11 protein-coding genes are annotated in these 10,952 nt (G+C 71.7%); 8 read left to right on the forward strand and 3 right to left on the reverse strand.

The window, feature by feature from the left end:
• Nucleotides 1-17: 17 nt before the first annotated feature.
• From hemP to DFR39_RS14630, 6 genes are all read left to right on the forward strand, one after another.
• On the forward strand, nt 18-236 hold the full coding sequence (gene hemP, locus DFR39_RS14605) for a hemin uptake protein HemP (protein WP_133604317.1): 219 nt from the start codon (nt 18-20) through the stop codon (nt 234-236).
• A gap of 181 nt (nt 237-417) precedes the next feature.
• The gene (locus DFR39_RS14610) at nt 418-1,536 is read left to right on the forward strand and encodes a hemin-degrading factor (RefSeq protein WP_133604318.1); all 1,119 of its coding nucleotides are present in this window, start codon (nt 418-420) and stop codon (nt 1,534-1,536) included.
• Nucleotides 1,530-2,411, forward strand: coding sequence for a heme/hemin ABC transporter substrate-binding protein (locus tag DFR39_RS14615; protein ID WP_133604319.1), 882 nt, complete (start codon nt 1,530-1,532; stop codon nt 2,409-2,411). The genes DFR39_RS14610 and DFR39_RS14615 overlap by 7 nt, the downstream gene beginning before the upstream one ends.
• Nucleotides 2,412-2,417: 6 nt before the next feature.
• Nucleotides 2,418-3,503, forward strand: coding sequence for a FecCD family ABC transporter permease (locus DFR39_RS14620; RefSeq protein ID WP_133604320.1), 1,086 nt, complete (start codon nt 2,418-2,420; stop codon nt 3,501-3,503).
• Nucleotides 3,503-4,291: an ATP-binding cassette domain-containing protein gene (locus tag DFR39_RS14625; RefSeq protein ID WP_133604321.1), complete on the forward strand. Its 789-nt coding sequence runs from the start codon at nt 3,503-3,505 to the stop codon at nt 4,289-4,291. The genes DFR39_RS14620 and DFR39_RS14625 overlap by 1 nt, the downstream gene beginning before the upstream one ends.
• A 52-nt stretch (nt 4,292-4,343) precedes the next feature.
• Entirely contained in the window at nt 4,344-5,741 is a 1,398-nt protein-coding gene (locus DFR39_RS14630; protein ID WP_133604322.1) for a DUF2325 domain-containing protein, read from the forward strand.
• Here DFR39_RS14630 and DFR39_RS14635 read toward each other — a convergent pair.
• Both DFR39_RS14635 and DFR39_RS14640 read right to left on the reverse strand, forming a co-directional pair.
• Complete coding sequence (locus tag DFR39_RS14635) at nt 5,713-6,552, reverse strand: substrate-binding periplasmic protein (RefSeq protein WP_133604323.1); 840 nt, start codon at nt 6,550-6,552, stop codon at nt 5,713-5,715. The two genes, DFR39_RS14630 and DFR39_RS14635, sit on opposite strands and share 29 nt — an antisense overlap.
• 68 nt (nt 6,553-6,620) lie before the next feature.
• Nucleotides 6,621-7,520: a ChaN family lipoprotein gene (locus DFR39_RS14640; protein WP_133604324.1), complete on the reverse strand. Its 900-nt coding sequence runs from the start codon at nt 7,518-7,520 to the stop codon at nt 6,621-6,623.
• 385 nt (nt 7,521-7,905) lie between these two features.
• Between DFR39_RS14640 and DFR39_RS14645 the strand changes: the two genes are divergently transcribed.
• Nucleotides 7,906-8,919: a choice-of-anchor A family protein gene (locus DFR39_RS14645; RefSeq protein WP_133604325.1), complete on the forward strand. Its 1,014-nt coding sequence runs from the start codon at nt 7,906-7,908 to the stop codon at nt 8,917-8,919.
• Nucleotides 8,920-8,996: 77 nt separating this feature from the next.
• On the opposite strand, the gene DFR39_RS14650 is transcribed toward DFR39_RS14645, so the two are convergent.
• Nucleotides 8,997-9,983 (reverse strand): lytic transglycosylase domain-containing protein, encoded by a 987-nt coding sequence (locus DFR39_RS14650; protein WP_246030847.1) that lies wholly within the window; start codon nt 9,981-9,983, stop codon nt 8,997-8,999.
• Between the two features lie 172 nt (nt 9,984-10,155).
• On the opposite strand from DFR39_RS14650, the gene DFR39_RS14655 reads away from it, so the two are divergent.
• Nucleotides 10,156-10,938: a type 1 glutamine amidotransferase gene (locus DFR39_RS14655; RefSeq protein ID WP_133604326.1), complete on the forward strand. Its 783-nt coding sequence runs from the start codon at nt 10,156-10,158 to the stop codon at nt 10,936-10,938.
• Nucleotides 10,939-10,952 lie beyond the last annotated feature (14 nt).

Consider the following 10,952-nt stretch of genomic DNA (forward strand, 5'->3'; position numbering starts at 1 on the left):
GCATTTAAGATGCGAGCATGAGCACCACCGTCCACACCCTGCCGCGCCAGACCCTGGCGCATGAGCCCGGCATGCCGGCCGCGTCCTCCCTGGGCCTGCCCCCGCCGCAGCCGGGCCGTCGCCGGCTCAGCAGCCAGTCCCTGATGGGTCAGGAGCGCGAGATCGAGATCGAGCATGCCGGACAGCTCTATCGCCTGCGCCTGACCTCGCTGGGCAAGCTCATCCTCACCAAGTGAGGCTGCGGCCACGCCGACGGGGCTGAGCGCCCCGCAGCGCGACCTCGGTCGCCCCATCCTTCAACACGCCAGCCTTGTGCCAGCCCGCCACGCCGCCCCACCGGGGCGCCCTGGGCCGGGACCACCGGCTTCGGACGCTCCGGGGGACGCTCATGCCGACCCTGAACAGGAGCGTTCACCCATGCACGCCAGCCCCGCGCCCGACCACGGCGCCGTCCGCCACGCCTTCCGCCTGGCCCGCCAGGAACGTCAAGTCCGCCACCGCGAGCTGGCCGCCCAGCTGCAGCTCAGCGAGGCCGAGCTGCTGGCCGCCCATCTGGGCGGCTTCGACCCCCAGGAATCCCCGCTGCAGGCCCGCCGCCTGCGCCCCGAGTGGGCCGAACTCATCGCCGCCCTGGAGCCCCTGGGCGAGCTGATGGCCCTCACCCGCAACGACAGCTGCGTCCACGAGAAGGTGGGGGTCTACCGCCACAGCAGCCGCCAGGGTCCCGTGGGTCTGGTGCTGGGCGGCGCCATCGATCTGCGCCTCTTCTACGGCCACTGGTGCCACGGTTTCGCGGTGCAGGAACGCCTGGCCGATGGCGCCCTGCAGCGCAGCCTGCAATTCTTCGACGCCGCAGGTGCGGCCATCCACAAGGTCTTTCTGCGCCCCGAGAGCGACTTGCTGGCCTATGAGGCCCTGTGCGAGCGCTTCGCGGCCCCGGACCAGCAGCCCGGCCTGCAGACCGCGCCGGCCTGGCAGGAACCCGCCGAGCGTCCCGACGCCGAGATCGACGCCGCCGCCCTGCGCCGCGACTGGGCTTCGCTGCGCGACACGCACGACTTCTTCGGTCTGCTGCGCCAGCACGGCGTCTCCCGCACCCAGGCCCTGCGCCTGGCCGACCCAGCCTATGCCCTGCCCCTGGCCACGTCCAGCGCGCTGGAGCTGCTGCAGCGCGCCGCGCAGCAGGGCGTGTCCATCATGGTCTTCACCGGCAATCCCGGCATGATCCAGATCCACAGCGGCCCGGTGCAGCGCGTCGCGGTGATGGGGCCCTGGATCAATGTGCTGGATCCCAGCTTCAATCTGCATCTGCGCGAGGACCATATCGCCAGCGCCTGGCTGGTGCGCAAGCCCACGGTGGATGGCCTGGTCAGCGCCCTGGAGCTCTTCGACGCCCAGGGCCGCAACATCGCCATGCTCTTTGGCGAGCGCAAGCCCGGCCAGGCCGAGCGCTGCGACTGGCGCGCCCTGCTGGACAGCCTGGTCGAGGCCCGCCCCGCCCCGGACGCCCGCCCGCAAGGAGTGGCGGCATGCTGAGGCGGCGCCCGCTCCTGGGCCTCGGTACCCTGGCCCTGCTGGGCACGCCCGCCCTGCGCGCCCACGCCGGCCCTGCCCCGCGCGTCGTCAGCATCGGCGGCGCGCTCACCGAGCTGATCTACGCCCTGGGCGCCGAGCGCCTGCTGGTCGGGGTGGACAGCACCTCGATCTTTCCCGCCGCGGCCCAGCGCCTGCCTCAGGTGGGCTATGCCCGCACCCTGGCCGCCGAGGGCCTGCTGGCCCTCAGCCCCAGTCTGATCGTGGCCACCGAGGAAGCCGGCCCGCCCGCCGTGCTGCGCCAGCTGGAGGCCGCGCGCGTGCCCCTGCAGCTGCTGCGCTCGGACTACCGCTTCGAGGGCGTGCTGGCCCGCACCGAACGCCTGGGCAGCCTGCTGGGCCGCGAAGCCCAGGCGCGCGAGCTGCGCACTCGCCTGCAGGCCGAGTGGGCCCAGGCCCAGGGCGAGCTGGCACGGCGCCGCGCCGCCGGCACGGCCGGGCCGCGCGTGCTCTTCGTGATGGCGCATGCGCCGGGCCAGCTGCGCATGGCCGGCCAGGAAACGGCGGCCGAGGCCATGCTGGCCTATGCCGGCGCACGCAACGCCCTGCAGGGCGTGCAAGGCTACAAGGCCCTGAGCCCCGAGGCGGCCATTGCCGCGGCGCCGGACCTCATCCTCAGCACCCAGCAGAGCCTGGACCTGCTGGGCGGCAGTGCCGGCCTGCTGCGGCAGAACGGCCTCGCCCAGACGCCCGCCGGCCAGGCCGGTCGCGTGGCGGCCATGGAAACCATGGAGCTGCTGGGTTTTGGCCCGCGCCTGCCCCAGGCCTTGGCACGCCTGGTGCCCCTGATCCACGGCGCCGCCACCACCCGGACCTGATGCACCATGGCCGCCATCCTGCCTACCGCGACGGCGCTTGCGCGCCCCTCGGCCATCCCCGCCACGGGCGCGCGGCTCTCGCGTCCGCTGCTGCTGACCCTGGCCCTGCTGCTGGCCCTGCTGGCGGGCCTGCAGTTCGGCGCCGTGCCCCTGCAGGCGCGTGACTGGCTGCATGGCCCCTGGGCCGAGGGGCCCGTGAGCGCCAGCGCCCATGTGCTGTGGCAGCTGCGCCTGCCGCGCCTGCTGCTGGCTGCCAGCGTGGGCGCGGCCCTGGGCCTGGCCGGGGCGCTGGCCCAGGCTCTGTTCCGCAACCCCATGGCCGAGCCGGGCCTGCTGGGTGTAAGCAGCGGCGCCGCCGCCGCGGTGGCACTCAGCCTGACGGTGTTCGCAGGCCTGCAGCTGGCCCTGCCACCAAGCTGGCGCCTGTGGCTGCTGCCCCTGCTGGGCTTTGTGGGCGCCCTGGGCGTTTGCCTGCTGCTCACCCGCCTGGCGCGCTGGCTGGCCCCGGGCTCAGTGGCCGCCCTGCTGCTGTGCGGCCTGGCCCTGCAGGCCCTGAGCTTTGCGGTGGTGGGCCTGTGCAGCTTTCTGGCCAATGATGAGCAGCTGCGGGCCATCAACTTCTGGACCCTGGGCTCGCTGGCCGGTGCCCACTGGGGCATGGTGGCCCTGATGGCCGCCACCCTGGCCCTGCTCGTGCCCCTGGCCCGGCGCCTGGCACCCCAGCTCAATGCCCTGGCCCTGGGTGAGGCAGCGGCCGGCCATGTGGGCGTGGATGTGGACGCGCTGCGCCGCCGCGTCGTGGCCGGCATCGCCCTGCTCAGCGCCCTGGCCGTGGCCTGGTGCGGCAGCATCGGCTTCATCGGCCTGATGGCGCCGCATCTGGCGCGCCAGCTGGTGGGCGCCGACCAGCGCCGCGTGCTGCCCTGCGCCATGCTGGCCGGCGCCCTGCTGCTGGTGCTGGCCGATACCCTGGCCCGCAGCGTGGCCGTGCCGGCCGAGGTGCCGGTAGGCGTGTTCAGCGCCCTGATCGGCGCGCCCTGGTTCCTCTGGCTGCTGCGCGGCGCCCTGCGCCGCCAGCCGGGAGCGCTGTGATGGCGCCGCCCCTGCTGCAGCTGCAGGCGGCCGAGCTGGCCCTGCCCGGCCGCCCGGCGCCCGCGCCCATGGGCCCCTTCTCGCTGAGCCTGCGCGCGGGCGAGCGCATCGCCATTCTGGGCCCCAGCGGGGCCGGCAAGTCCAGCCTGCTGCGCCTGATGGCCGGCGACAGCCCGGCCAGCCGGGGCCAGGTCTTGCTGGAGGGCCGCACCCTCGCCGACTGGGACCGCGCCGCTCTGGCCCGACGCCGCGCGGTGCTGCCCCAGCAGCAGGGGGTGGCTTTCGGTCTGCCGGTGGAGCTGGTGGTGAGCTTGGGTCGGGTGGCGCTGGGCGCGGACCCGGGCGGCGAGCGCATCCTGCGCGAGGCCCTTGCCGCGGCCCAGGCCAGCCATCTCTGGGGCCGGCGCTTCGACACGCTCTCGGGCGGCGAGCAGGCCCGGGTGCAGCTGGCCCGCGTGATGGCCCAGGCCTGGGACCAGCGCGAAGGCCTGCTGCTGGTGGACGAGCCCCTGGCCGCCCTGGACCCCGGCCTGGTCCAGGCCCTGATGGACGGCCTGGCGGACTTCGCCGCCGCGCGCGGCCATGCCCTGGTGGCCGTGTTGCACGACCTGAACCTGGCGATGAACCACTTCGAGCGACTGTGGCTGATCAAGCAGGGCCGGGTGCTGGCCGACTGCGACGCCCTGCCCGCCGCCCTGCCCCTGCTGGAGCAGCTCTACGACATGCGCCTGCGCCTGCTGCGCGACGCGCAGGGCCTGGCCCTGCTGCCGCTGCGCCAGGCGGCCTGAAGCCCCCGATCCGCACCGCCCCGCCCCGTCCATGTCTACGCAAGCCTGAACCATGTGCGACAAGCCCAATATCTTCAGCCCGCTGCTGGCAGCGCAGGACGATGCGCCCACACGGCCCGCCCTGCCCGCCGCCCTGAAGCAGCGGCTCGAACCCTGCAGCGAGGCGCGCGAGCTGCGCGAGGCCCTGCGCGGCTCGCGCCGGCGCCGTCTGTGGGAGCTGCCCAGCCAGGCCCTGTGCCCGGTGATTGGTGTCTGCCTGCCCATGCCGGTGCTGCGCCGCCGTCTGGGCAAGAGCCTGGGCGGCGTGCCGCTGAACACCGACTACGACCTGCACTGCGGCGCCATCAATGAGTGCGCGCGCCGCAGCCCCATCGCCGAAACCCTGCAGCGCGAACTCGATCAGCGCTACGCCCAGGCCCTGCGCCAGGCCGCCCAGCACAAGAGCGCCGAGGCCCTGGGCCGCTGGTGGCAGGCCGCCCAGAACGGCAGCGATGTGGCCGGCTCGCTCTGGGCCACCCTGACCCACGCGCGCTGCGAGCCCGAGCTGCAGGAGCAAGTGCTGCGCGACATCCATATGCTGCAGCACCAGGTGGGCGCGGCCAACCGTGCCGATCTGCAGCGCCTGGAAGCCCTGGCCGACGAGAACCAGGTGCTGGCCCGCGAGCTGGCCCAGGCCCAGTCGCGCAGCAGCCGCCTGCTGGCCGAACGCCAGCACCAGATCGAGGCCCTGGAGGCCGAGCGTCTGCGCCTGCGCGGCGAGCTGCTGGCGCGCGACAGCCTGCTGGCCGGCCTGCGCGAAGAGTTCGCGGCCCTGGAAGCCGCCATGCCGGGCCTGCGCCACCGCCAGGAGCAGGCCCAGCAGATCCGCCAGCAGCAAGAACGCATGCACCAGCTCGAACGCGCCCTGCTGCATGCCCAGCAACAGCTGGAGCGCGAGCAGCGCCGTCGCCAGGAAGCGCTGCAGGCCGCGCCCCAGCAAGCCGTGCCGGTCGAGGCCGCGGCGCGGACCGAACCGGTGCCGGTGCCGGTGCTCAACGAGCGCGCCGTGCTCTGCGTGGGCGGGCGGCAGTCGGTGGTGCCCATCTACCGCCAGCTGATAGAGCGCACCGGCGGGCGCTTTCTGCACCACGACGGTGGCGAGGAAGACGCCGTGGCCAAGCTGGATGCCAGCCTGGCCGCGGCCGATCTGGTGATCTGCCAGACCGGCTGCATCAGCCACGATGCCTACTGGCGGGTCAAGGACCACTGCAAACGCCACGGCAAGCGCTGCGTCTACATCGAGTCGCCCAGCGCCAGCAGCCTGCGCCGCGCCCTGGGGGCGCTGGAGCAGATGGCGCCCGATACGCCTCTCAAAGAGCCCCTCAAAGAGCCCCCCGATCCGCCGCCCGCACAGCCCGCGCTGGCGCCAAGGATGGCCGCACCTAGTGGCTCAGAAAGCGATCCGTCCTGAGCACGCTCTCGGGCAGATAGGGCTCGTGGGACTTGCGGAATGAGCCGTCACGCGCCGCCTTGCCCAGGGCCTCGCGCAGCAGTTCCCGATCGCGCTGCGGCAAGGAGCGCAGAGAGAGATAGGCGCCCGAGCGTATGGGGCTGAGCCCGCGCAGCTCGTGATAGCGGAACTCGCCGGCGCTTTGAGCGGCCTGGCCGTCCAGCAGGGCCGAGTGCATCAGCGAGGCCGGCAAGATGGTGAAGTCCACCCGGCCACTGCGCAGCATGCGCTCCACGATCTCCAGATCGGCAACATAGTCCACCCGCCCCCCCGCCTCCAGCTCGCGCAGCAGCGCCTGGTATTCGTCACCAAAGCTGTAGCGCCGCACCATGGCGGCCCGCCATTTCGTGTCCTTGAGCAGGCCCGCCACATCGCGTGGAATCTCGCCGCGCACGCTCTGATGGGTGACCAGCACCGGCGTCAGGCTGTAGAAGTGCACAAACTCGGCCCGTCCATCGCGCTCGCGTGTCTGCGATGAGGGCGTGAGCATGTCGGCGCTGTGCTGTTCGAAGAACATCTGATCGGCCCGTGCACGGGGCACGACCGGAAACTCGAAACTGCAGCCGATGCGCCGGCCCACGGCCCTGAGCCAATCGGGATAGATGCCACGCACGGCATCGCCCTCGACCATCATGCTGAAGCCCGTGGGTGCCGCCGGCACCACGATGGGTCGGGAGCACTGCGCCCCAGCCGCCGCCCCCTGCAGCAGGGCCACTGCGGCCGCCAGGCTGGCGGCCAGGCGGCGAAAAACTGGCGTGCGGGAGGGCTGCATGGGCGCACTGTAATGGACTGTGCCGCCACATCACGAGCTGCACTCGCACCAGCCCCCCCCACTGGGGCTCAGGACTTGCCCGTCTGACGAAGGGCGGCGCAGGGATCCTCACGCTGCGCCTTGGCGGTGCGCACCACCCGGTCATACAAGGCGGTCTGGGGCTCGGCGGCGGCCGGGCCGGACGCCTGCTCCAGATAGGCCTGCACATGGATCTGCTCGGCCGGCACGCCGGCGGCCTGCAGGTACAGGGGCACGGCCAGGTCCCGCCGCACATGGCCATTGCCGGCGATCAGGATCACGCGCTCGGCCCCGGCGGCGCGGGCCTGCAGCATGGCCTGGGCCATGGCCGCATCACGGCCGCGCTGGGCCAGCACCATGCCGGGCAGCAAGCGCGCGGGCATGGCGCCGCAATGACCTTGCTCGATCTCGGCCTGCAAGGCCTGCTGCTGGGCCGGGGCCCAGGGCGTGGCGAGCTTGAGCGGCAGCAAGTCCTCGGGCCAGGCGGCCTCACCCTGGCGCACCAGGGCGCGAGCCTGCTCACGGCTGATATTGCCGCCACGCAGCTGGGCCTGGCCGGCCAGCGCCGCCTCGAACAGGGGCTTGTGCAGGGGCCAGCGCCAGCCCTGGCGGTCCAGGCCGCCAGCCTGGCTCTGGGCCTCGGCCTCGCGTGGGGCCGCGGCCAGGGCCGCGTCCTGGTCCCGCCCCATCTGCTCAAACACCACGGTGCTGCGCCGACCGTCGGCCAGCAAGCGGCGCAGCTGGGCCGCGCGCTCCAGATGGTGGGCAGGGTTGTCATGCACCTCGCCCAGCAGCACGAAGGGCGCGGTGGGCAGAGGAGCTGCGGGCGCCGTAGCAGCCGGCCGCAGCGCGGCGCAGGCGCTCAGCAGCAGCGCCGGGGCCAGCAGCAAAGCAGCACGCAGAGCCGGTCTGGACAAGCGGGCGCGGTGACTTGGGGCACTTTTGATCATGATCGGGTTCTCTCGTTCATTGGCATCGACAGCGGACCTGGCAAGCGGGCTTGCACAAGCCGTGTAAGGGACTGGAGGCTGGCGAAAGGACAAGAGAGGCTGATGGCGTCCGAGCTGGCGTGGCTATTGTCGCGTCACGGCGCGCTGCCGTCCCTGCCCCGCAAGTCGTCGGCCGCGTGGCGAGTCGCGGCCTCGTGGCCCCTGGTGAAGCAGCGGGTTTCGTGATGAAGCGCACAAACCAGTCAGATACCACCTGAGCAAGGGGTATCCCTAGTTTCCCGGCGTCGCAAGAATGCGCCCACACACCCAAAAGGGGCGAATTCACAAACACGCAAGGGAATACATGATGTCCGTGCAGAAGCAAGCTTTCGGCAAGAAGATTGGTATGCATTCGGTCCTAGGCCTCCTGGTCAGCCTGGCCTGCAGCGGCGCCATGGCCCTGCCCACCATAGACTTTGGCGTGGCCAAGTCCTACAGCGGCTTCTTCTTCGGCGACGTCAACGGTGCCACCGATGTGGAGGGCCGCCTGGCGGTCGGGGGCAATCTGAACCGCGGCTTCGACATCGGCTACCGCAACCCGCACAACTCCAGCGCCCCCACCCTGGTGGTGCAGGGCAATGTGTCCATGAGCAGCCAGTGGGGCGGCAACAGCGGCACGGTCTACAACGGCCCGACCTACAGCACCGACACCAATGCCTCCATCGGCCCCAGCACCGGCGCCTGGATCACGCAGAAAACCGCGATCGGCAATATCGTCTACGGCGGCAGCCTGAGCGCCGCCAGCTGGCAGTACGGCAGCGCCACCAAGAACGCCAGCTTCCTGGACTTCGCGGCGGCCAAGACCCAGCTCAGCGGTCTGTCCAGCCAGCTGGCCGGCCAGGCTCAGAACGGCAGCTGGAGCTTTGCCAACGGCGGCATCAGCCTGGTGGGCGATGGCAGCTCCAGTGTCCAGGTCTTCAATCTGGGCAATGTGGGCGACATCAAGAATCTGAGCCTGAGCAATATCAAGGCCGGCGCCCATATCGTGATCAACAGCAGCGCGTCCAAGGTCACCTTCGGCGGCAATCTAGGGGGTGACAAGGCCAACTCCGCGGACCTGCTGGCCCTGCACCGCGACCGTGTGGTCTTCAATCTGGGCAATGCGACGGACGTGAGCGTCAACACCTTCCTCAATGGCAGCGTGCTGGCCGTGAATGCCAATCTGACCGGCTCGGGCCATCTGGAAGGCACGGTCATCGCCCACTCCATGGGCCCCTCGGCCAATGGCAGCAAGCTGGAGCTGGGCTACGAGCCCTTCGTGCCCACCACCCCGGTGCCCGAGCCCCAGACCTACGCCATGCTGCTGGCCGGCCTGGGCGTGCTGGGCTTTCTGAGCCGTCGCCGCCAGCGCGGCGGCTGATCATCCAAGCCGTCACGCACAGCACATGACAAAGGGCCTCGACGAGGCCCTTTTCTCATGGTGCGTCGGCGAATGCTTCAGGAGGCGCGCGGTCGCAGCAGGGCCAGCATGGGCGAGGGCTTGGTGACCGAGGCATCAAAGGGGTGCGAGACCTGGCCGCCCATGGCGCTGAGGATCTTGCGCACATAGTGGCGGGTCTCGGCATAGGGCGGCACGCCGCGGTAGCGGTCCACCGCACGCTCGCCGGCGTTGTAGGCCGCCAGCACCAGGGCCACATCGCCCTCGAAGTAAGCCATCAGCCAGCGCAGATAGGCCATGCCGCCACGGATGTTCTGCACCGGATCGCTGGGGCGCTTCACATTGAAGCGCGCGGCCGTGTCGGGAATCAGCTGCATCAGGCCCTGGGCATTCTTGGGCGACAGGGCCTGGGCGTCGAAATTGGACTCGGTGGCCATCACCGCCAGCACCAGGTGCGGCGCCAGCTGGAACTTGGGCGCCTCCAGATTGACGAAGCGCACGATGGGCTCGGGCGCATTGGGTGGTGGCGGCGGCGGCGCGAGCGGCTTGGCCGCCGGCGCGGGCTTGCGCGCGGCCACGGCCTGGGCGGCCAGCGGGGGTGCCTCGCCATCGGGCGGACGCAGACAGGGCGGCGGAGCGCCCAGGGGCTCCCCCAGGCGGGCGGCCATGGCCTGGGCCTGGGGCAGGCCCTGCTCCGCTGCCGCGGCAAAGAGATAGGCGGCCTGGGCATCATCGCGGGCGATGCCGCGGGCATTGGTCAGCATCCAGGCCAGGTTGTACTGGGCCACGGCATCGCCAAAGCGCGCGGCGCGACAGTAGAGCTGGGCCGCCAGCACCGGGTCACGCGGCAAGCCGTTCTCGCCATGCTCGGCCGCCTCGGCCTCCTGGCGCCAGCGCAGCACCTGGGACGGCACCACGGGGCCGCTCTCCGCCCGCGGCATGGTCGGACGGGGCAAGGATTCCAGCGTCAGCATGGCCTCGGTCTGGGCCCGGGCGGGCTGGTGCACCAGCACAGCCAGCCCCAGCAGGGCGCATGCACCTGCCACGGGCCTCGGAAACGGCAACGCTAGCCTCGACAGCTTGAACATGGCCGCCAGTCTAGCCAGCCTTGATGCCTTCTTGATGCGCTGCCCCCCAATATGAGCGGCCTCTTGAGGGGCGGCGCCGCAGACTGAAGGCCTCGCAAGTACAGGCCGGTTCCACAGTCCGGCCCCGTCCATGAAGCCCATTGCCATCCTGCAGCATGAGCCCAGCCAGGGCCCCGGCTATCTGAGCCAGGTCCTGCGCGAGCAGGGCCTGCCCCACTCCCTGTTGCACGCCACCGAGGGCGAGCCCCTGCCCGAGCGCGCCGACGGTTTCGCGGGCCTGGTGCTGCTGGGCAGCAACCACGGCGCCAACGAGGAGCAGCTGCCCTGGGTGCGCGCCGAGCTGGCCCTGCTGCGCGATGCCATCGCCCGCGGCGTGCCGGTGCTGGGCCACTGCTTCGGCGCCCAGCTGCTGGCGCGGGCCTTGGGCGCCCGGGTGCAACGCAATGCCCGGGCCCAGATCGGCTGGAGCCGGCTCTGGACCACGCCGGGCGCCGGCCGCGCCCTTTTCGACGGTGCCACCCGGCCCTGGACCTTCAACTGGCATTACGAGGGTTTCGAGATTCCGCGCGGCGCTCAGCGCCTGCTCTTCGGCCGCCACAGCCTCAACACGGGCTTTGCCGCCGGCCCGCATCTGGGCCTGCAATGCCATCTGGAAATCACGCCCGAGAGCCTGCGCGCCTGGTGCGCCGAGGGTCGCCATGAGCTGGCCCACCCCAACGAGACCGTGCAGTGCGAGGCCGAGCTGCTGCGCGATCTGGGCCCGCGCTGCGCCCTCCTGCACCAGGGCGCCCGCGCCGTCTACCGCCACTGGCTGGAGGGCCTGGAGCGCCCCCTGAGCCTGGCCGTGCAAGGCCCGGTCAGCCGGCCGGACAGCCGCTGCCTCATTCTGCAGCAGTCCAGGGCTTATCTTTAAGAATCAAGGGCTTG

It is taken from the genome of Roseateles asaccharophilus, from assembly GCF_004362405.1.
Lineage (GTDB): Bacteria > Pseudomonadota > Gammaproteobacteria > Burkholderiales > Burkholderiaceae_C > Kinneretia > Kinneretia asaccharophila.

Bases quoted from the DNA above. Each gene is read 5' to 3' on its own strand.
- hemP (WP_133604317.1), top strand. From the start codon at position 18: ATGAGCACCACCGTCCACACCCTGCCGCGCCAGACCCTGGCGCATGAG.
- DFR39_RS14610 (WP_133604318.1), top strand. From the start codon at position 418: ATGCACGCCAGCCCCGCGCCCGACCACGGCGCCGTCCGCCACGCCTTC.
- DFR39_RS14615 (WP_133604319.1), top strand. From the start codon at position 1,530: ATGCTGAGGCGGCGCCCGCTCCTGGGCCTCGGTACCCTGGCCCTGCTG.
- DFR39_RS14620 (WP_133604320.1), top strand. From the start codon at position 2,418: ATGGCCGCCATCCTGCCTACCGCGACGGCGCTTGCGCGCCCCTCGGCC.
- DFR39_RS14625 (WP_133604321.1), top strand. From the start codon at position 3,503: ATGGCGCCGCCCCTGCTGCAGCTGCAGGCGGCCGAGCTGGCCCTGCCC.
- DFR39_RS14630 (WP_133604322.1), top strand. From the start codon at position 4,344: ATGTGCGACAAGCCCAATATCTTCAGCCCGCTGCTGGCAGCGCAGGAC.
- DFR39_RS14635 (WP_133604323.1), bottom strand. From the start codon at position 6,552: ATGCAGCCCTCCCGCACGCCAGTTTTTCGCCGCCTGGCCGCCAGCCTG.
- DFR39_RS14640 (WP_133604324.1), bottom strand. From the start codon at position 7,520: ATGATCAAAAGTGCCCCAAGTCACCGCGCCCGCTTGTCCAGACCGGCT.
- DFR39_RS14645 (WP_133604325.1), top strand. From the start codon at position 7,906: ATGCATTCGGTCCTAGGCCTCCTGGTCAGCCTGGCCTGCAGCGGCGCC.
- DFR39_RS14655 (WP_133604326.1), top strand. From the start codon at position 10,156: ATGAAGCCCATTGCCATCCTGCAGCATGAGCCCAGCCAGGGCCCCGGC.